The organism is Pseudomonas sp. P7759 (assembly GCF_013386445.1).
Classification (GTDB): Bacteria; Pseudomonadota; Gammaproteobacteria; order Pseudomonadales; family Pseudomonadaceae; genus Aquipseudomonas; species Aquipseudomonas azotoformans_A.
Genome location: NZ_JACART010000016.1, coordinates 171,549 through 190,711, shown reverse-complemented (window position 1 = coordinate 190,711; position 19,163 = coordinate 171,549). Strand labels below are relative to the sequence as shown.

The window sequence follows — 19,163 nt, the reverse complement described above, 5'->3', positions numbered from 1 at the left end:
GAGAAGGGGCAGCCTGACGAGGCTGCCCCTTTTTTATTCGCCCGCCAATGCCAGGTCCAACGATAGCCGCGCCATGCTCGTGCCTTTCAACGAGCCCAGGTACAACCAGTTTCCATACTCCCGCGCGGTGGTGATCGGCGAATAATTCCCCGGGCTGCCATCCTGCAGGTTGGCGATGACCTTGCCCTCGGTATCCAGCCCCAGCACGAAGGCTTTGCGTTCGATAGGCTTGGGCACCACCATCAGCGCCCGCACCATCACCTTGCGCAACATCGGATAGCCGGCAAAGCTGTCCAGCAAGGGATTGCGTGGCGAATACAGCGCCACCCAGAAACGGTCCTGGCCGTTGAAGCTGAGGTTGTCCGGCAGGCCGGGCAGGTTGTCGATAAACAGGTCATGGGTGCCGGCGCGCTCGCCTTTGAGCCAGTAACGGCTGATGCGGTACGCGCCGGTTTCATTCACCAGCACGAAGGTTTCGTCCGGTCCTAATGCAACGCCGTTAGCGAATTGCAGTTGGTCGAGCAGCACATCGGTGCTGCCATTGCCGAAGTCATAACGCAACAGCCGACCGTCGCCGCCATGCTCGATCACCGCTTCGCCATCCTGCCCATAGCCCCAGCGACTCGACGCATCGCTGAAGTAGGCATAACGCCCGCTGGCGTCCACGGTGACGTCATCGGTAAAGCCAAAGGGCACGCCGTTGGCGCGGGTGCTCAACGTCGTGAGTTGATGTTTTGCATCCAGGGCGAGCAAGCCCTTGATCCCGTCGGCAATGATCAGGCGCCCATCCGGGTGCAACGCCAGGCCCAGGGGCCGCCCACCGGTATTGGCCAATACTTCCAGGCTGCGGCTGTCGGGCGAGGTGCGGATGATGCGTCCGTCATGTAAACCACTGATCAAAAAGCCCTGGGCATCCAGCAGCAAGGCTTCGGGCCCGGCGATGTCCTGGGCGCCGATTTTCTGCACGCCCTTGAGGCGCTGGTTCTCGGCGTAAGGGCCGCTCTTCATCGACGGCGCCTTGGGTGGCGTCCAATTCACCGGTTGCACCTTTGTGGGCATCAACAGCAGAAAGGCGACCACCGCCAGCAACAGGACAAACAACAGATGACGCAGTTTTTTGGGACGGGTACTCATGACGATTCCTGGTTGTCGTGGGGGCTCGGCTCCCAGTGCAGGGTGCCGAACAGGTAATCCATCAGGGGAAGGACGATGTTGAAGTTGCGCCCCTGCATCAGTTCACGGCGGTGATGCAGGGCGTGCAGTTGATGCATCTGGCGGATCCATGGCAGCCGTGCCACCGGGTGGCTGGCGGGCAGGTGCTCGCAGGCGTGAAACACTTCGTAAAGTAAATATCCGAGGATCATGCACCCGGCGAACAGCCCGGCGACATTGGGGCTCACTTGCTTGAGCAACCACCAGGCGGGCAGGGTGATTACCAGGCTGTGCAGCACGATCAGCCAGGCCGGGAACAGGATGACGCGCCAGTCGCGGGGGCTGTCATAGGTCATGTGGCCGGGGGTGAAAAAACTGTGATGATCGCCGGTGTGGCGTGCGTAGAACAGCCGGGCCAAGGCGTGCTTGTGGTGGCCGAGGTGACGGTGCACGAGGTAGATGCAGAGGTTGAAGAACACCAGGGTCAGCGGCACGGTCAGCCATTGCACAGCGCTGATCTGATGCGTGGAAGACCAGGCCAGGGCGATGCACACAAGGCCGTAGCCGAACACGAAACCGGCGTGCAGCCAAGGGTTGTAGCGGGGCGCGACAGCGGCGCGGTAGCGCGCGCGAAACGTCTCGGTGGGGTGGGCCATGGCGGGTTGCTCGGTGTTTTTTTGTTGGAAAGTGAGCTTAGTTGGCGCCAGGGAATGTGCGAGTTTTGCAGTGACCGGCTTATCCGAAGCGACCAATGGGGGCTTGCACACCCCCCATTTCCTTGTTAGCTTCTCGCAAAATGTTAACGATAACATTTGCTCTAACAATAAAAACAAAACAGAGAACCACGCCATGAAAATGCTCCCGAAAACCCTGTGTTTATTGGCTGTAAGCATCACCCTCGGCACTGTCTCCCCGGCATTTGCCGACGCTGCCAAGCCGATCCGCATCGGCGCGTCCTTCCAGGAAATCAACAACCCCTATTTCGTCACCATGAAAAACGCCCTCGAAGAAGCCGGGGCGACCATCGGCGCGAAACTGATCATCACCGACGCCCGTCACGACGTGTCCAAGCAGGTCAGTGACGTCGAAGACATGCTGCAAAAAGGCATCGATATCCTGCTGATCAACCCCACAGACTCGGTCGGCGTGCAATCGGCGGTCAAGTCTGCTCACGCTGCCGGTGTCGTGGTCGTCGCGGTAGACGCCCAGGCCGACGGCCCGCTGGACTCCTTCGTCGGCTCGAAAAACTTCGACGCCGGCTTCCAGGCCTGCGAATACTTGGCCAAGAACATCGGCGACAAAGGCAATATCGCGATCCTCGACGGCATCGCCGTGGTGCCGATCCTGGAGCGTGTACGCGGTTGCAAAGAGGCCGTGGCCAAGCACCCGGACATCAAGATTGTCAGCATCCAGAACGGCAAGCAGGAACGTGACCAGGCGCTGACCGTCACCGAAAACATGTTGCAGGCCCAGCCCACCCTCAAGGGCATTTTCAGCGTGAATGACAACGGCTCCCTCGGTGCACTCTCGGCCATCGAAGCCAGTGGCCTGGACGTGAAGCTGGTCAGCGTCGATGGCGCGCCGGAAGCGATCAAGGCGATCCAGAAACCCGGCAGCAAATTCATCGCCACCTCGGCGCAGTACCCGCGCGACCAGATCCGCTTGGCCCTGGGCATCGCCCTGGCCAAGAAGTGGGGCTCGCAAGTGCCGGCCACCATTCCAGTGGACATCACCCTGATCGACCAGGCCAAGGCCAAGGACTTCAGCTGGTAAATCACCCAGGCCCCACGCTGTCCGTGGGGCCCAGGTCATCCTTCTGAATATGAGGTCGGCGGTATGAGCAGTCTTCTGAAGTTGGAAAACATCTGTAAGCGCTACCCGGGCGTACAGGCCCTCAAGTCCATCAACCTGCAAGTCGAGCGCGGTGAGATTCATGCCTTGCTCGGCGAAAATGGCGCGGGCAAATCGACGCTGATGAAGATCCTCGGCGGCGTCGAACATCAAGACGAAGGCCAGATCCTGATCGATGGCCAGGCGCAGCAGTTCGCGACCTATCGCGACGCAATCGCCGCCGGCATCGGCATCGTGTTCCAGGAATTCAGCCTGATTCCCTACCTCACGGCGGTGGAAAACATCTTCCTCGGCCATGAGCTGAGTAACCGTTTCGGCCTGTTGCGCAAGCGCGAAATGGTCGAGGCCAGCGAGGCCTTGTTCAAGCGCCTGGGCGTGACCATCGACCTGCAATGCGCGGTCAAGCACCTGAGCGTGGCCGAGCAGCAGTTTGTCGAAATCGCCAAGGCGTTGGCCCTGGATGCGCGCCTGCTGGTGCTCGACGAACCCACCGCCACCCTCACGCCCAGCGAGGCCGAGCTGCTGTTCGAGATCATGCGCGAACTCAAGCGCCAGGGCGTGGCGGTGATTTTCATTTCCCATCACCTGGAGGAGATTTTCCAGGTGTGCGACCGCATCAGCGTGTTGCGCGACGGCGGCAATGTCGGCGTCACCGATGTGGCTGACAGTGATATCGACCGGCTGGTCGAGATGATGGTCGGGCGCCGCCTGGAATGCAGTTTTCCACCCAAACCCAGCACCGAGCGCGGCCCGCTGTTGCTGGAGGTCAAAGATATTCAGCTGGTGCGCAACGGCCCTCATAACAGCTTCCAACTGCACAAGGGCGAGATCCTCGGCTTTGCCGGGCTGGTCGGCTCCGGTCGTACCGAGTTGGCCCTGGGCATGATGGGCGCGCTGCCGTCGGTGAGCAAAGACGTGTGGCTACGTGGCGAGAAAATCACCCTAGACGACCCGGCCCAGGCCCTGGCCCACGGCATCGGCCTGCTGCCGGAAAGCCGCAAGAGCGAAGGGCTGATCACCGACTTCAGCATTCGCGAAAACATCTCGCTGAACAACCTGCCCAAATACCAGAACGCCTCGGGGCTGATCGACAAAAACCGCGAATGCGCCAGCGTCGAAGGCCTGATGACGCAACTGTCGATCAAGGCCCCCAGCAGCGAAAGCCGGGTGTTCAACCTCAGCGGCGGCAACCAGCAAAAGGTGGTGATCGCCCGTTGGATCAACCATCACTGCGACGTGCTGGTGTTCGACGAACCCACCCGTGGCATCGACGTGGGGGCCAAGGCGCAGATCTATGCGCTGATGCGCAGCCTCACCGAACAGGGCTACGCAATCATCATGATTTCCTCCGAATTGCCGGAAGTCATCGGCATGTGCGACCGCGTCGCCGTGTTCCACAAGGGCGCCATCGTCAAGGTACTCGAGGCGTCTGCCGTCAATCCTCAAGAGGTCATGCGCCATGCAACAGGGGGCTCAAGTGAATACGTCCATTAGGACCGGCGACAGCAGCCGGTTGCGCCTGAACCTGGCGCGACTGGTGCGCTCGCCGGCGTTTTATCCGTTCGTGGGGCTGGTGGTGGTGACCCTGGTGATGATCCTCGCCAGCGACACCTTCCTCACCGCCAGCAACCTGTCGAACATCGCCCGCCAGGTGTCGATCAACGCGATCATCGCGGTGGGCATGACCTGCGTGATCCTCACCGGCGGCATCGACTTGTCGGTCGGGCCGGTGATGGCCTTGTCCGGCACGCTTACGGCCGGGTTGATGGTCGCGGGCCTGCCGCCCGGCCTGGCGATTGGCGCAGGCATGTTGGTCGGCGTGGCCTTCGGTATCGGCAACGGTCTGTTCGTGGCCTACCTGCACATGCCGCCGATCATCGTGACCCTGGCGACCATGGGTATCGCCCGTGGCCTGGGCCTGATGTACACCGATGGCTATCCGATTTCCGGGCTGCCGGACTGGTTTGCGTTCTTTGGCCGCGAAAGCCTGTTCGGCATCCAGGTGCCGATCCTGATCATGTTGCTCACCTACCTGGCCGCCTACGTGCTGCTGCAACACACACGCATCGGTCGCTACATCTACGCCATTGGCGGCAATGAAGAAGCGGTGCGCTTGTCCGGCGTGCGCGCGGCGCGTTTCAAGTTGCTGGTGTACGGCATCAGTGGCCTCACGGCGGCGATTGCCGGGTTGGTCCTCACCTCACGCCTGATGAGCGGCCAGCCGAATGCCGGCGTGTCGTTCGAGCTGGACGCGATTGCCGCCGTGGTACTCGGCGGCGCCTCGATTGCCGGTGGGCGCGGGGTGATCGTCGGTACGTTGCTCGGCGCCATGCTGCTCGGCGTGTTGAACAACGGCCTGAACATGCTGGGCGTGTCGCCCTACGTCCAGAGCGTGATCAAGGGCGCAATCATTTTGCTGGCGATTTTTATCAGCCGTCAGCGCCACAAATAAATACCTAACAAGAACAGGACCCGACACCATGGACAAGCACACCGAAATGCAAGCCGTCGTCTGCCACGGCCCGAAAGACTATCGCCTGGAACGCATCGGCAAACCCCAGGCGCGCGCCAATGAGCTGGTGATCCGCATCGCCGCCTGCGGCATCTGTGCCAGTGACTGCAAGTGCCACTCGGGCGCCGCAATGTTCTGGGGCGGCGATAACCCGTGGGTCAAGGCGCCGGTGGTACCGGGGCACGAATTTTTTGGCTATGTGGTGGAAGTGGGCGAGGGCGCCGAAGAGCACTTCGAAGTCGCGGTGGGCGACAAGGTGATCGCCGAGCAGATCGTGCCGTGCGGCAAGTGCCGTTTCTGCAAGTCAGGCAAGTACTGGATGTGCGAAGTGCACAATATCTTCGGCTTCCAGCGTGAAGTGGCCGAAGGTGGCATGGCCCAGTACATGCGCATTCCCAAGACCGCCATCGTGCACAAGATCCCCGAGTCGGTGTCGCTGGAAGACTCGGCGCTGGTGGAACCGATGGCCTGCTCAATCCATACGGTCAACCGTGGCGATGTCCAGCTCGACGACGTGGTGGTGATCGCCGGCGCCGGCACCCTCGGCCTGTGCATGGTCCAAGTCGCTGCGTTGAAAACCCCGAAGAAACTGGTGGTGATCGACATGGTCGACGAGCGCCTGGAACTGGCGAAAAAATTCGGCGCCGATGTGGTGATCAACCCGTCGCGCGACAACGCCCGCGAAATCATCAACGGCCTGACCGACAACTACGGCTGCGACGTCTACATCGAAACCACCGGCGTGCCGGCGGGCGTGACCCAGGGCCTGGACCTGATCCGCAAGCTCGGGCGTTTTGTCGAGTTCAGCGTGTTTGGTGCCGAGACCAGCGTCGACTGGTCGATCATCGGCGACCGCAAGGAGCTGGACGTACGCGGCGCCCATCTCGGCCCGTATTGCTACCCGATCGCTATCGACCTGTTCGAACGCGGCCTGGTCACCTCTAAGGGCATCGTCACCCATGACTTCCCGCTGGACGACTTTGCCGAGGCCTTCGCGTTGGCCAATTCGACTAAGTCGATCAAGGTGCTGTTGAAGCCGGTGGCCTGAAAATGAACTACGTGATGGGTGTCGATATAGGAACCCAGAGCACCAAGGCGCTGCTGGTGGATGGTCAAGGCACGATCATCGCCCAGCACTGCCAGGGGTATCGCGTGGATACCCCAAAAGTGCGCTGGGCCGAACAATGGCCGCAGGTCTGGCTCGATGCCGTCGAGGCCTGTGTGGCGCAGTGCATGGCCAAGGCCGGCGTGGCGACGGAGCAGGTCAAGGCGCTGTGCATCAGCAGCTTGTACGGCGGCTCGGGGATTGCGGTGGATGCGCACATCACGCCGCTGCACCCGTGCCTGATCTGGATGGACCGCCGCGCTGGTGAGCAGGTGGCCTGGGTGCGCGAGCAGGTGGACCTGGAGCGGCTGTTCGCGATCACCGGCAACTCGGTGGACAGCTACTACGGCTTTACCAAGATGCTCTGGCTCAAGCAGCACCAGCCTGAGGTGTGGGCCAAGACCCGCTACCTGCTGCCGCCCAACAGCTACATCAACTGGTGCCTCACCGGGGCGTTGGCGGTGGACCATAGCAGCGCCGGCAACATCGGTGGCGTCTACGACGTGAAGGCGCGTGGCTGGTCTGGCGAAATGCTCGATGCGCTGGGCATACCGCAGGCGATGATGCCGGAGCGCCTGGTGTATTCCGGGGAAGTCGTCGGTGGGTTGCTGGAGGAGTGGGCGGCGCGCCTGGGCCTGCAGGCGGGCACACCGATTCTGGCCGGTGGCGTCGATGCGGCCATGGCAACCTTGGCGGCGGGTGTGACGCAGCCAGGCAACCACGTGGCAATGATCGGCACCAGCATGTGCTGGGGTTACCTCAACCAGCAAGGGGATGCGCACCATGGTTTGGTGAGCATGCCCCACGTCTACAACGGCCACCGCGACCTGTACATCTTCGGCGGCGCGATCACCGCCGGTGCCTCGGTCAGCTGGTTTCGCGAGCAGTTCTGCCAGGCCGAAGAACAGCAAGCCAAGGCCACCGGCCAGGACAGCCTGGTGCTGCTGGAACAGCGCGCGATGAACATCCCGGCGGGCAGCGAAGGCCTGTTGTTCCTGCCTTACTTGATGGGCGAGCGCAGCCCGGTGTGGGATGACCGCGCCAGTGGCAGTTTTGTCGGCTTGAACCTCTACCACAGCCGTATTCATCTGTATCGCGCCGTGCTGGAGGGGGTGAGTTTTGCCCTGCGACACAACATCGAAGCGGGCACCCGTGGCGCGCATTCCCTGGACCCACGCTTGATCGTGGTGGGCGGGGCGAGCCATTCGGATCTGTGGATGCAGATCATCGCGGATGTCACGCGCTACCCGGTGTACACCATTGTCCAGGAGGTGGAAGCGGCGTTGGGGGCGGCGTTGTTGGCGGCGCACACGGTGGGGTTGGTGAGTGACGGAGAAATGGACAAGGGCTGGGTGCAGCTGGAGTTACGGGCTGAGCCCAAGGCGGAAAATGTCGAGGCGTATGACCGGGCGTTTGCCGAGTACCTGAAGCTGTATCCCGCCCTGAAACCGATCATGCACAGCCTGCAGGAGAACTGAATGAACGCAGCCTTCGACTTCACCCACCACCGCATCCTCGTCACCGGCGCCAGCAGCGGCATCGGCCGCGAAATTGCCTTGCAACTCATCGCCAGCGGCGCCGATGTCTTTGCCCTCGGCCGCGACGCCCAAGCCTTGGCCGAACTCGGCTGCCACACTTTGTGCCTGGACATCGCCGACAGCGTCGCCCTCGACAAGACCCTGAACGACCTGCCGCCCCTGCATGGCCTGGTCAACTGCGCCGGTATCTCGCGCCTGGAGCCGGCTGCCGCCATCAGCGCCGAGGCTTTCGACCAAGTGATGCAAGTCAACGCCCGCGCCGCTGCGCAAGTCGCCAGCCGTGTAGCGGCCAAAATGATCGAAGCACAGATCGCTGGCAGCATCGTCAATGTCTCCAGTCAGGCCTCGCTGGTCGCCCTGGACGATCACCTCGGCTACTGCGCCTCCAAGGCCGCGCTGGATGCGATCACCCGTGTGCAATGCGCCGAGTGGGGCCGTTTTGGGATTCGCGTCAACAGCGTCAACCCCACGGTGACGCTCACGCCGATGGCGGCCATGGCCTGGTCCGAACCGGCCAAGCGTGACCCGGCGCTGGCGGCGATACCCTTGGGGCGCTTTGCCGAAACGGTGGAAGTGGCATTACCGGTGCTGTTTCTGCTGAGCCGAGCCGCCAGCATGATCAGCGGCGTCAGCTTGCCCATCGACGGCGGCTACACCAGCCGCTAGCCGTTCTCCAACTGACCGGCGATCACCACCTTGTCCCGTGGCTTGAACGGGTCTTCCAGGCGGTCGAGCAACAGGCGCACCGCGCTGCTGCCGGCCAGGGACGCATCGTGGGCCACGCAGGCGATGGGCACGCCGAAAATGTCGGCGAAGGGCAGGCGGTCGATGCCGCAGATGGTCAGGCTGTCATGGGCGATGTTGTGCATGCGCAGTGCGCGCAAGGCGCCGAGGGTGATCAACTGGTTGAAGCCCATGATCGCGTCCGGCGCCGAGTGTTCGGCCAGGTAGTCGAGGGTGTGCAGGTAGGACGGCATCAGCGTGTAGTCGCCGGCCTGCACTTCGACCTGCACCTGCGGGTGCTCGGCCAGCACTTCGCGCAGGCCCTTGAGCCGTTCGACGGTGATGCGTGAGTGCTCGGGGCCGGTCAGCACCAGCAAGCGCTTGAGGTTCGGGGTCTGGCGCAGCAGGTAGTGCGCGGCCTGGATGCCACTGTGGTAGTTGTCGAGCACCACGCGGCTGAACGGGCTGTCGTGGAGCGTGCGATCGAGCAGCACCACTGGGGTTTTGCCGTTGCCCAGGCGTTCGAGGTAGTCGGGCTGATAGCTCGGTTCATCCGAGACCGGCGACAGGATGATCCCCGCCACGCGGTAGCCCAACAGGGTGTCCACGGCCTTGCTTTCCAGCTCTTCCAGCTCATCGGTGTCCACCAGCATGATGGTGTAGCCATGCTGTTTGGCCTCGCGGGAAATCGCCTTGATCATTTCGCTGTAGAACGGGTTGTCCACGGAAGCGGTGATCACGCCGATGATCAGGCTTTCACTGCGCTTGAGCCCGCGCGCGAAGGCGTTGGGCACGTAATCCATCTCCCGCGCCACTTCGAGGATGCGCGCCAGGGTGGCCGGTTTGACCAGGTCGGGTTTGCTCAGTGCGCGGGACACCGTGATGGTGGTCATGCCGACCCGCTTGGCGATGTCGCTGATGGTGACGGACTTTTTCTTGTTCATCGGTCAGGCTGCTAAAGGAAACACCCGCAGGCTAGCATGCGCGGTGCAGATTGTTGCTTCAAATCAGTGGGTCCCAACGCTGCGACCAGTCGCTTTCGGCCTTGACCACTTCACGCAGCAACCCCAGCGCCTGCTGCAACACCGCCGAATCCCGCGCCCGTGAGTACACCAGGTACGTCGGGAAGCTGAATTCCGGCGCCTTGGGCACGCGCTGCATCACGCCGCTGTCCAGGTAACTCTGTACCACGCGGGTGCGGAAATAGCCGGCGCCGCCGTTCTCAAGGATGTATTGCAATGCCAGCGGGCCCAGGTTGAAACTCAATGCGGCACGGGCCTTGTCGGGCAGGGCGGCGTCGTGTTGTTGGCGAAAGCCCGGTCCCCAATCGATATACACGTAGGGCGCTGGGTTGCTCACCAGTTGCACCAGGATCAGTTTTTCTTCCAGCACCTGTTCCACCTGCAAGCCTGGCCAGTATTGCGGTTGGAACACCAATGCAGCGTCGAGTACGCCCAGTTCCAGCTGGCGCAACAGGTGGTCGCCTTCGCGCACTTCGGTACGCAGGGCATGGCCGGGGATGTGTTGGCGTAACGCTTGGGCCCAGCCGAGCATCAACGGGTTGCACAGGCTGACTTCGCCGCCGATGTGCAGCACGTTGCGATAGCCGTCCGGCAGCGGCAGGTCGCGTTTTGCGGCTTCCCAGGTTTGCAGCAATTGGTTGGCGTACACCACGAAGGCCTCGCCGTCGGCGGTCAGCCTGGCGCCTGCGCGGTTGCGCACGAACAGTGTGCTGCCTAGTTGGCTTTCGAGGCTCTTGACCCGTGCGGTGATGGCGGTCTGGGTGACGTGCAGTTTCTCGGCGGCTGCGGCCAGGCTGCCGCAGCGGGTGATTTCGAGGAAGGTGCGTGCCAGTTCGATGTCCATGAAGGCCCCTGGGAATGAATGGGGGACAGTGTAATGGAATGTGGTTGAAACTGTGGGAGCTGGCTTGCCTGCGAAGGTGGCCTGATACCCTCCCATTAAGGACGAACACTGCAACTGTGGCGAGCGGGACAAGCCCGCTCGCCACAATAAGCCCTTCCTACATCAGGTACTACGGTGTTTTGGTGATTGGGGCTTGTAAGTGCGTTGTGGGAAATGCTTTTGCATACGCCTGGCACACCCGCAACACCTGCTCGTCGGCAAATCGCGCGCCTACTACATGCAACCCCACGGGTAAGCCATTTGCCGCCAACCCACACGGCACCGATGCCGCCGGTTGCTGCGTGAGGTTGAAGGGATAGGTAAACGGCGTCCACTCGGTCCACTCCTGCAAATCCGAGCCCGGTGGCACATCGTGCCCGGCAGTGAACGCGGTAATCGGCATCATCGGCGACACCAGTACATCGTAGTGCTCATGGAATGCCGCCATGCGTGCTACCAATGCGGCGCGGGCTTCGAGGGCTGCGTTGAAGTCGTCCAGGCTCAAGCGTTCGCCGCGTTGGGCGATGCGCAGCAGGCCGGGGTCGAGCAGTTGTTTTTGTGCCTCGCTCATGGCGCCGGTCAGGCGTGCCGCGCCGGCTGCCCACAAGGTGCTGAAGACGTCCAGCGGGTCGCTGAAACCGGGGTCGATCTGCTCGACGTGGGCGCCCAGTTGTTCCAGGCCTCGCACCGCCTCCGCGACCACCTTGGCCACTTGTGGGTCGACCTTCACGTAACCGAAGTTCGGACTGTAGGCCACGCGCAACCCTTTCAAATCCGTACCCGGCGTCAGCCATGGTGTGGTGCGTGGCGCACCGATCAAGCCATCCCGTGCGTCCGGCTGGGCGATGGTTTGCAGCATCAAGACGCTGTCTTCCACCGTACGGGTCATCGGCCCCAGGTGCGACAGGATGGTCATGGAACTGGCCGGCCATTGCGGCACATAACCGAAGGTCGGCTTGATGCCGAAGGTGCCGGTAAAGGCACAGGGGATCCGGATCGAACCGCCCGCATCGCTGCCTTGGTGCAGCACCCCCAGGTTCAGCGCTGCCGCTGCCCCCGCGCCGCCGGACGAACCGCCGGCCGTGGTGCGGGTATCCCAGGGGTTGCGGGTGATGCCATACAACGGGTTGTCGGTGACGCCTTTCCAGCCGAATTCCGGGGTGGTGGTTTTGCCCAGCAGCACCGCACCGGCCTTGCGCATAAAGGCCGGGAAGGGCGCGTCCACCTCCCACGGCCCGTCGGCGGACGAGGTGCGCGAGCCCTTGCGGGTTGGCATGCCGATGGTCAGCGTCAGGTCCTTGATCGAAGACGGCACGCCGTCCAACGGGCCGCAGGGCTGGCCGTCGAGCCAGCGTTGTTCCGAGGCGCGCGCGGCGTTCAGCGCACCTTGCGGGTCCACGTGGCAATAGGCGTTCACCACCGGATTGAAGCGTTCGATACGCAGCAGGGCATCCTCGGTGACTTCCACCGGCGACAAGGTCTTGTCGCGAAAATGCTGCAGCAGTTGCACCGCCGTCAGTTGACCGATCTCGCTCATGCGATTTCCCCCTGTGCCGCATTGACCATGGCGCGCAGCAATACCGCGCAGCCCGCCGCCAGGTCATCCGGCGCGGCGTTTTCGATTTCGTTATGGCTGATGCCGCCTTCGCACGGCACGAAGATCATCCCGGCCGGGCCCAGTTCAGCGACGAAAATCGCGTCGTGGCCGGCACCGCTGACGATGTCCATATGGCTCAAGCCCAAGGCTTCGGCGCCCTCGCGCACGGCGTTGACGCAGGCTGGGGCGAAGTCCAGCGGTGGGAAGTCGGCGGTTGGCGTCAGTTCATACGCCAACCCGTGCCTGGCGGCGGTGGCTTCGATCACTCCTCGCACTTCATCGACCATGGCGTGTAGTTTGTCTGCATGCAGGTGACGCAGGTCGAGGGTCATGTGCACCTGGCCGGGAATCACGTTGCGCGAACCGGGGTGCAGGCTCAGGCAACCGACGGTGCCGCAGGCGTGGGGTTGCTGTTGATGGGCGATGCGGTTGACCGCGCTGATTACCTCGGCAGCGCCGACCAGGGCGTCCTTGCGCAGGTGCATCGGCGTCGGGCCGGCGTGGGCTTCGACGCCGGTGAAGGTCAGGTCGAACCACTTCTGGCCCAGGCAGCCCATGACCACGCCGATGGTAGTGGCCTGGTCTTCCAGCACCGGGCCCTGTTCGATATGTGCTTCGAAGTAAGCGCCGACCGGGTGGCCGAGCACGGCGCGGGAGCCTGCATACCCAATGCGTTGCAGTTCGGCACCCACCGACAGGCCCTGGTCATCGACTTTGTCGAGGGTGTCCTGCAAATCGAACTTACCGGCAAACACCCCGGAGCCCATCATGCACGGCGGAAAACGCGAGCCTTCTTCGTTGGTCCACACCACCACTTCAATCGGCGCTTGGGTTTCGATGTTCAAATCATTCAGGGTGCGGATCACTTCTAGTCCGGCCATTACCCCATAACAGCCGTCGAACTTGCCGCCCGTGGGTTGGGTGTCGATATGGCTGCCGGTCATCACCGGGGGCAGGGCCGGGTTTTGCCCGGCGCGGCGCGCAAAGATATTGCCGATGGCGTCGACCGTGACGCTGCACCCGGCGGCCTCGCACCACTGCACAAACAGGTCGCGGGCCTGGCGATCCAGGTCGGTGAGGGCCAGGCGGCATACGCCGCCTTTGGCGGTGGCGCCGAGTCGGGCCAGGTCCATCAGCGACTGCCACAGGCGGTCGCGGTTGATCAGCGGGGCGTTGCTCTTGAGCGGTTGCGCAAAACTATTCATCAGCAGTCTCCGGTCAGGCACTGAGGGCCAAATAGCGGTTTTTGATGGTCGGGTCGGCGCGGAAGGCTTCGGCGCTGCCCTCGTAGACCACGCGGCCCTGTTCAAGCACGTAATGGCGGTCGGCGAGCTTGTCGCAGACCATCAGGTTCTGTTCCACCAGCAGCACCGGCAGGCCATCGTCCTTGACCTTGCGCAGGATCTTCACCAACTCGTCGACGATCACCGGGGCCAGGCCTTCGGTGGGTTCATCGAGGATCAATAGCTTGGGATCGTTGAGCAGGGCACGGGCGATGGCGAGCATCTGCTGCTCGCCGCCGGACAACGCGTGGCCGGCGTTTTTGCGCCGCTCCTTGAGGCGCGGGAACATGGCGTACACGTCTTCCAGCTGCCAGCGGCTGGTCTTGCGTGCGGCGATGCGCAGGTTTTCTTCGACGGTGAGCAGGCGGAAAATCCCACGGTTTTCCGGCACCAGCGCCAGGCCCTGGCGGGCGATTTCGAAGATCTTCTGGCCCACCAAGGCCTGGCCGTTGAAATGGATCTGGCCCTGGCGCGGGCAGATGATGCCGAGGATGCTGCGCAAGGTGGTGGTCTTACCGGCGCCATTGCGCCCCAGCAGCGTCACCAGTTCGCCAGGGTTGACGGTCAGCGACACGCCTTCCAGCACGTGGCTCTTGTCGTAGTAGGAATGGATGTTCTCGACGATCAGCATCAGGCAGCCTCCCCAAGATAAGCGGTGCGCACGCGTTCATCGGCGCGCACGAATTCCGGCGTGCCTTCCACCAGGATCTGGCCGTGGCTCATCACCGTGATGCGTTGGCTGATGGACATGACGATGCTCATGTTGTGTTCGATCAGCAGCACCGTGTGGTCGCGACCGAGGTCGCTGATCAGCTGGGTCATGATCGGGATGTCATCGATGCCCATGCCCGAGGTGGGTTCGTCGAGCATCAACAGTTTCGGTTTGGAGCAGATCGACATGCCCACCTCCAGCACCCGCTGCTGGCCGTGGGACAACTCGCCGGCCAGGGTGTCGGCACGGGCGGTGAGTTGCAGGCGTTCCAGCACCTGGTCGGCCATCTCCAGGTGTTCGCGCTTGCTGTCGACGCGGCGCCAGAAATTCAAGGCGCGTGCGCCGTCACGTCCCTGGGCGGCCAGGCGCAGGTTTTCGCGCACGCTGAGGTTCTGGAACAGGCTGGTGAGCTGGAACGAGCGCGCCATGCCCAGGCCGACGCGGCCGTGGGCGGGCTTGCGCATCAGGTTCTTGCCGTCGAAATGAATCGCCCCTGCGGTGGCCTGGCGTTCGCCCGTGAGGCAGTGGAACAGGCTGGTCTTGCCCGCGCCGTTAGGGCCGATGATGGTGTGGATGGTGCCGGCCTCGACCTTGAGGTTCACGCCGTTCACCGCGTGGAACGCGCCATAGGCCAGTTCCAGGTCTCTGGTTTCCAAAAGGATGCTCATAGCCCTTCCTCCTTGGCGACAGCGGCCGTGTTGCGATGGCCGCGTACCTTTTCGAACAGCGACGCCAGGCCGCCCCACAAACCACCGCGCATGAAGATCACCACCAGGATCAGGATCACCCCCAGCAGCATCAGCCAGCGTGGCCACAGGTCGGAGAGGAAATCCCCGAGCAGCACGATGGAACCGGCGCCGAGCAGCGAGCCGAACAATGAGCCGGTGCCGCCGACGATGGTCATGATCAGGATGTTCTCGGACATCGCCAGGTCGATATTCGACAGCGGCACAAAGTGCAGCAGCATGGCGTACAGCGCGCCGGCAATCCCGGTGACGGCGCCGGACAGCACAAACACCAGGATCTTGAAGTGCCGCGTGTCGTAGCCGATGGCCGAGGCGCGGGTTTCGTTTTCGCGGATCGCCATCAAGGTGCTGCCGAATGGCGAGGCGATCACCCGGCGGGCGCCGATGAAGATCAACAGGAACAGCACCGCGACAAAGCCGTAGAAGGCGCGGGCGTCGGCCAGTGACAGCAGCACGGTTTCACCTATGCGGATCTCCGGGCGCGGCACGCTGAGCAGGCCGTTGTCGCCACCGGTCCAGTCGCTGAGGGTGTAGGCGACAAAGTAGGCCATCTGGCTGAACGCCAGGGTCAGCATCACGAAGTAGATGCCGGTGCGACGGATCGCCAGGGCACCCACCAGCAACGCCAGGAAACCACCGGCCACGGCGGCGCCGAACAACGCCGTGAACAGGCCCAGTTGCAGGTGGATCATCAGCAACGCCGCGCAATAGGCGCCGGCCCCGAAGAAGATGCCTTGGCCGAACGACAGCAGGCCGGTGTAGCCCAGCAGCAGGTTGCAGGCCAGGGCCGCCATCGCAAAGATCAGGATCTCGGTGGCCAGGGTCGCCGACGGCAGTATCAAGGGCAGGCCGATCAGCACCGCCAACACCCACAGCAACATCGCGCGCGATTGCGTCTTGGCAAACGGCAGGGGATTTTTCTCGCTCATGTCAGGCTCTCCCAAACAGGCCGTAGGGACGGACCAGAATCACCACGGCCATGGCGCCGTAGATCATCAAGCTCGCACCCTGGGGCCAGAGTGTGGTCATCAGGCTTTGCACCACGCCCACCAGCAAACCGCCGACCAGCGCACCGCTGAACGAGCCCATGCCGCCGATCACCACCACCACGAAGGCCACCCCGAGAATTTCCGGGCCGACAAAGGGCTGCGCGCCGCGCAACGGGGCGAACAGCACGCCCGCGACACCGGCCAGGGCCACGCCGAGGGCGAAGGTCATGGAGAACAGGCGGAAAATATTGGTGCCCAGCAGCGACACGGTTTCGGTGCTTTCACTGCCGGCCCGCACCAGGGCGCCGAAGCGCGTGCGTTCCAGCAGCAGCCACAGGCCCAGGCCGACCAGCCCGGAAAACACGATGAGAAACAGGCGGTAGTAGGGGTAGACGAAGTCACCCACCACCAGCACGCCGCGCAGCAGTTCCGGCACGGCGACGCTTTTGCCCACCGGGCCCCAGATCATCACGCTGGCTTCCTGGATGATCAGCGCGATGCCCAGGGTCACCAGGATCTGGAACATGTGCGGTAAGTGATAGATGCGCTGGATCAACAACCGCTCGATGGCCCAGGCCAGCGCGGCCACCACCAGCGGCGCAATCAGCAACGCCAGCCAGAAGTTGCCGGTGAGGCTGACGGCGGTGTAGCAGATGTAGGCACCCAGCAGGAAAAACGCGCCGTGGGCGAAGTTGACGAAGTTGAGCAGGCCGAAAATGATCGTCAGCCCGACCGCGATCAGGAAGTAGATCATCCCCAGCCCAAGGCCGTTGAGGATCTGGAACAGGTAAAGATTAAGCATGCAGGAACCCTCTGCAGGAGGCCGCTTGCACGGCCCTGCGCTACCAAATTCAGGGGGATCAGCCGAGCGTGCAGCCCGTGGCTTCCACCGGCGGGAACGACTGGCCGGCGCTGAGCACCTTGGCCAGGTCGTCCTTGTCGGCCATGTCGGCGGTGGCCTTGCCGATCAGCAGGTAGTAATCCTTGATCACCTGGTGGTCGCCGGCGCGGATCGATTCCTTGCCGGTGGGCCCTTCGTAGCTCAGGCCCTGCAGGGCCTTGGCCACGGTCGGTCCGTCGAAACTGCCGGTGCAGATGATGGCTTCGAGCATGACCTTGGTGCTGATGTAATCGGCGGCCAGCGGGTAGGTAGGGTTGATGCCGTATTTGGCTTGGGTGAGCTTGACCAGTTCACGGTTGAGCGGGGTGTCGACCTGGTGCCAGTACTGTGCGCCGAGGTACACGCCTTCCAGCACGTCGCTGCCCAGTTCCTGGAACTGGTCGAGGCCGGCGGACCACACCAGCAGCACCTTCATGCGTTCCTTGATGCCGAAGTTCACCGCCTGGCGCAGGGTGTTGGACGACTGGCTGCCGAAGTTGAGCAGCACCAGCACATCGGGTTTGGCGGCGATGGCGTTGGTCAGGTAGCCGGAGAATTCCTGCTCCTGCAACGAGTGGTAGCTGTTGCAGATGTGTTCCAGGCCGTTTTCCTTGAGCACATTCTTCGCACCTTCGAGCAGCGCTTCGCCGAACACGTATTGCGGGGTGATGGTGTACCAACGCTTGGCGTCCGGCAGCAGCTTGATCAGCGGCACCATGGTTTCGCGGATCGCGCCGTAGGTAGGCACCGACCAGCGGAAGGTTGCCTTGTTGCAGTCCTTGCCGGTGACTTCATCGGCGCCCACCGGGGTCATGAACACACCCCCGACCTTGTCCACTTCCTTGGCCACCGCCAGTGCCGAGGACGACAGGGTGCAGCCCTGGAAGAACCGCGCGCCGTCCTGCTGGATGGCTTCCTGCACCTTGCGCACAGCCTTGCCGGCGTTGCCCTCGGTGTCGATCACCTTGTAGTTCAGCGGGCGGCCGAGCAGTTCGGGGTGCTGCTCCACCGCCAGGCGCGAACCCATGTCGGCAAACTTGCCATAGCTGGCAAAGGCGCCAGACATGGACTTTAGGCCGTAAAAGGTAAAGGGCTCGGCGGCGAATGCAGACCGCATGCTCAGCGGGAGGCTGAGGGCGGCGGCTGCGGTAAGACTGGCTTTCAACAACGTACGACGCTGCATGGGGTGACTCCCTGGTTTAGTTATTGGCAGGAGTGGCAATGGCGATACGGTGGAGCAAGGGCCTGTGGGCAGGCCTTTTTATTGAGGTGAAACGCGGACAGAAACTGTGGGAGCGGGCTTGCTCGCGAATGCGGTGCATCAGCCACCGGATGCTTTGCTGACTCACCGCCTTCGCGAGCAAGCCCGCTCCCACGTTGGGTCTGTGGTGTTTTTTAAGAGTGATCGAACTCCAGTAGAAAATGCGGGCTGACCTGGCCTTCAAGGGCGGTCATGTGGTGTTCGGCATCGCACATGTGTTCATGCATCAAGCTGCGCACCGCGGTTTCATCCCCGGCACGAAAGGCGATCAGCAATTGCTTGTGATAGTCGAGGTTGGCGGCGTCGAACTGCTTGCGCTTGGGCTTGTAGGCTTTTTTCAGCACCACCAGGTCGCGCAGCAGATCGTTGAGGAACTGCGCCATGAAACTCAGCAAAGGGTTGGGACAGGCCTTGGCCAGCAGGTTATGGAACTCCAGCTCCGCCAGGCGCTGTTCACGCTGGCCGGCTTCACTGTCTTCGGGGGCGCTGCAAAAGTCCACGTTGTCCTGCAGCGCCTGGTAGTCGTCTTCGCTCAAGCGCCCGAGTACCGATACCGCCAGTTCCACTTCGATGACTTTGCGCAGTTGGTACACCTGTTCGCCGTCCAGATGCTGGAAGTGCAGGTAGTTGCGCAACGCGCGGCTGGCCGGTTCGGTGCCGGCCTGGTTCAGGTAGGCGCCGCCGCTGGGCCCGGTGCGAGTGCTCACCAGGCCTTCCACTTCCAGCGCCTTGAGCGCTTCGCGGGCCGAACCTTTGGAGCACTGGAAGCTTTCCATCAGCTCGCGTTCGGTGGGCAGGCGGTCGCCGGGCTTCAAGGCGTCGGTGACGATGGAGCGCTTGACCGACTCGACAATCACATCGGACAGCTTCTGGCGTTTGCGTCGTAGCGGGCGGCTTAGCATAAGTTTG

At 62.9% G+C, this 19,163-nt stretch carries 18 protein-coding genes; 6 read left to right on the top strand and 12 right to left on the bottom strand.

The window, feature by feature from the left end; all coding sequences use genetic code 11:
* Positions 1–33: 33 nt before the first annotated feature.
* Positions 34–1,134 carry an SMP-30/gluconolactonase/LRE family protein gene (locus HX823_RS15560; RefSeq protein WP_177075403.1) on the bottom strand — a complete coding sequence of 367 codons (1,101 nt, stop codon included), beginning with the start codon at positions 1,132–1,134 and terminating at the stop codon, positions 34–36.
* Positions 1,131–1,808, bottom strand: coding sequence for a sterol desaturase family protein (locus HX823_RS15555; protein ID WP_177075401.1), 678 nt, complete (start codon positions 1,806–1,808; stop codon positions 1,131–1,133). The genes HX823_RS15560 and HX823_RS15555 overlap by 4 nt, the downstream gene beginning before the upstream one ends.
* Positions 1,809–2,001: 193 nt before the next feature.
* Between HX823_RS15555 and HX823_RS15550 the strand changes: the two genes are divergently transcribed.
* The 6 genes from HX823_RS15550 to HX823_RS15525 all read left to right on the top strand — a co-directional run bounded on the left by HX823_RS15550 (position 2,002) and on the right by HX823_RS15525 (position 8,824).
* Entirely contained in the window at positions 2,002–2,925 is a 924-nt protein-coding gene (locus HX823_RS15550; protein WP_038849054.1) for a substrate-binding domain-containing protein, read from the top strand.
* Between the two features lie 63 nt (positions 2,926–2,988).
* Positions 2,989–4,497, top strand: a complete 1,509-nt coding sequence (locus HX823_RS15545) for a sugar ABC transporter ATP-binding protein (protein WP_177075399.1) — start codon at positions 2,989–2,991, stop codon at positions 4,495–4,497.
* Positions 4,463–5,455: an ABC transporter permease gene (locus tag HX823_RS15540; RefSeq protein ID WP_177075397.1), complete on the top strand. Its 993-nt coding sequence runs from the start codon at positions 4,463–4,465 to the stop codon at positions 5,453–5,455. The genes HX823_RS15545 and HX823_RS15540 overlap by 35 nt, the downstream gene beginning before the upstream one ends.
* A 28-nt stretch (positions 5,456–5,483) precedes the next feature.
* Positions 5,484–6,563 (top strand): alcohol dehydrogenase catalytic domain-containing protein, encoded by a 1,080-nt coding sequence (locus HX823_RS15535; protein ID WP_038849047.1) that lies wholly within the window; start codon positions 5,484–5,486, stop codon positions 6,561–6,563.
* Positions 6,564–6,565: 2 nt separating this feature from the next.
* Positions 6,566–8,098, top strand: a complete 1,533-nt coding sequence (locus tag HX823_RS15530; protein WP_177075395.1) for an FGGY-family carbohydrate kinase — start codon at positions 6,566–6,568, stop codon at positions 8,096–8,098.
* A complete protein-coding gene (locus HX823_RS15525) occupies positions 8,099–8,824 on the top strand; it encodes an SDR family oxidoreductase (protein WP_177075393.1) in 726 nt (241 codons plus the stop codon).
* On the opposite strand, the gene HX823_RS15520 is transcribed toward HX823_RS15525, so the two are convergent.
* From HX823_RS15520 to HX823_RS15475, 10 genes are all read right to left on the bottom strand, one after another.
* A complete protein-coding gene (locus tag HX823_RS15520; protein ID WP_038849041.1) occupies positions 8,821–9,825 on the bottom strand; it encodes a LacI family DNA-binding transcriptional regulator in 1,005 nt (334 codons plus the stop codon). The two genes, HX823_RS15525 and HX823_RS15520, sit on opposite strands and share 4 nt — an antisense overlap.
* Before the next feature lie 58 nt (positions 9,826–9,883).
* Complete coding sequence (locus HX823_RS15515; RefSeq protein ID WP_177075391.1) at positions 9,884–10,747, bottom strand: LysR family transcriptional regulator; 864 nt, start codon at positions 10,745–10,747, stop codon at positions 9,884–9,886.
* Between the two features lie 169 nt (positions 10,748–10,916).
* Complete coding sequence (locus HX823_RS15510; RefSeq protein WP_177075389.1) at positions 10,917–12,323, bottom strand: amidase; 1,407 nt, start codon at positions 12,321–12,323, stop codon at positions 10,917–10,919.
* Positions 12,320–13,588, bottom strand: a complete 1,269-nt coding sequence (locus HX823_RS15505) for a Zn-dependent hydrolase (RefSeq protein ID WP_177075387.1) — start codon at positions 13,586–13,588, stop codon at positions 12,320–12,322. Before HX823_RS15505 ends, HX823_RS15510 begins: the two co-directional genes overlap by 4 nt.
* A gap of 13 nt (positions 13,589–13,601) precedes the next feature.
* The gene (locus HX823_RS15500; protein ID WP_028617000.1) at positions 13,602–14,297 is read right to left on the bottom strand and encodes an ABC transporter ATP-binding protein; all 696 of its coding nucleotides are present in this window, start codon (positions 14,295–14,297) and stop codon (positions 13,602–13,604) included.
* Positions 14,297–15,046: an ABC transporter ATP-binding protein gene (locus HX823_RS15495; protein WP_038849033.1), complete on the bottom strand. Its 750-nt coding sequence runs from the start codon at positions 15,044–15,046 to the stop codon at positions 14,297–14,299. Before HX823_RS15495 ends, HX823_RS15500 begins: the two co-directional genes overlap by 1 nt.
* On the bottom strand, positions 15,043–16,053 hold the full coding sequence (locus HX823_RS15490; protein ID WP_177075385.1) for a branched-chain amino acid ABC transporter permease: 1,011 nt from the start codon (positions 16,051–16,053) through the stop codon (positions 15,043–15,045). The genes HX823_RS15495 and HX823_RS15490 overlap by 4 nt, the downstream gene beginning before the upstream one ends.
* A 1-nt stretch (position 16,054) precedes the next feature.
* Positions 16,055–16,915: a branched-chain amino acid ABC transporter permease gene (locus tag HX823_RS15485; RefSeq protein WP_016974865.1), complete on the bottom strand. Its 861-nt coding sequence runs from the start codon at positions 16,913–16,915 to the stop codon at positions 16,055–16,057.
* A gap of 58 nt (positions 16,916–16,973) precedes the next feature.
* The gene (locus HX823_RS15480; RefSeq protein WP_177075383.1) at positions 16,974–18,176 is read right to left on the bottom strand and encodes an ABC transporter substrate-binding protein; all 1,203 of its coding nucleotides are present in this window, start codon (positions 18,174–18,176) and stop codon (positions 16,974–16,976) included.
* A gap of 212 nt (positions 18,177–18,388) precedes the next feature.
* The gene (locus tag HX823_RS15475) at positions 18,389–19,156 is read right to left on the bottom strand and encodes a FadR/GntR family transcriptional regulator (RefSeq protein ID WP_177075381.1); all 768 of its coding nucleotides are present in this window, start codon (positions 19,154–19,156) and stop codon (positions 18,389–18,391) included.
* Between the last annotated feature and the right edge of the window lie 7 nt (positions 19,157–19,163).

Bases quoted from the DNA above. Each gene is read 5' to 3' on its own strand.
- HX823_RS15560 (WP_177075403.1), bottom strand. From the start codon at position 1,134: ATGAGTACCCGTCCCAAAAAACTGCGTCATCTGTTGTTTGTCCTGTTG.
- HX823_RS15555 (WP_177075401.1), bottom strand. From the start codon at position 1,808: ATGGCCCACCCCACCGAGACGTTTCGCGCGCGCTACCGCGCCGCTGTC.
- HX823_RS15550 (WP_038849054.1), top strand. From the start codon at position 2,002: ATGAAAATGCTCCCGAAAACCCTGTGTTTATTGGCTGTAAGCATCACC.
- HX823_RS15545 (WP_177075399.1), top strand. From the start codon at position 2,989: ATGAGCAGTCTTCTGAAGTTGGAAAACATCTGTAAGCGCTACCCGGGC.
- HX823_RS15540 (WP_177075397.1), top strand. From the start codon at position 4,463: ATGCAACAGGGGGCTCAAGTGAATACGTCCATTAGGACCGGCGACAGC.
- HX823_RS15535 (WP_038849047.1), top strand. From the start codon at position 5,484: ATGGACAAGCACACCGAAATGCAAGCCGTCGTCTGCCACGGCCCGAAA.
- HX823_RS15530 (WP_177075395.1), top strand. From the start codon at position 6,566: ATGAACTACGTGATGGGTGTCGATATAGGAACCCAGAGCACCAAGGCG.
- HX823_RS15525 (WP_177075393.1), top strand. From the start codon at position 8,099: ATGAACGCAGCCTTCGACTTCACCCACCACCGCATCCTCGTCACCGGC.
- HX823_RS15520 (WP_038849041.1), bottom strand. From the start codon at position 9,825: ATGAACAAGAAAAAGTCCGTCACCATCAGCGACATCGCCAAGCGGGTC.
- HX823_RS15515 (WP_177075391.1), bottom strand. From the start codon at position 10,747: ATGGACATCGAACTGGCACGCACCTTCCTCGAAATCACCCGCTGCGGC.
- HX823_RS15510 (WP_177075389.1), bottom strand. From the start codon at position 12,323: ATGAGCGAGATCGGTCAACTGACGGCGGTGCAACTGCTGCAGCATTTT.
- HX823_RS15505 (WP_177075387.1), bottom strand. From the start codon at position 13,588: ATGAATAGTTTTGCGCAACCGCTCAAGAGCAACGCCCCGCTGATCAAC.
- HX823_RS15500 (WP_028617000.1), bottom strand. From the start codon at position 14,297: ATGCTGATCGTCGAGAACATCCATTCCTACTACGACAAGAGCCACGTG.
- HX823_RS15495 (WP_038849033.1), bottom strand. From the start codon at position 15,046: ATGAGCATCCTTTTGGAAACCAGAGACCTGGAACTGGCCTATGGCGCG.
- HX823_RS15490 (WP_177075385.1), bottom strand. From the start codon at position 16,053: ATGAGCGAGAAAAATCCCCTGCCGTTTGCCAAGACGCAATCGCGCGCG.
- HX823_RS15485 (WP_016974865.1), bottom strand. From the start codon at position 16,915: ATGCTTAATCTTTACCTGTTCCAGATCCTCAACGGCCTTGGGCTGGGG.
- HX823_RS15480 (WP_177075383.1), bottom strand. From the start codon at position 18,176: ATGCAGCGTCGTACGTTGTTGAAAGCCAGTCTTACCGCAGCCGCCGCC.
- HX823_RS15475 (WP_177075381.1), bottom strand. From the start codon at position 19,156: ATGCTAAGCCGCCCGCTACGACGCAAACGCCAGAAGCTGTCCGATGTG.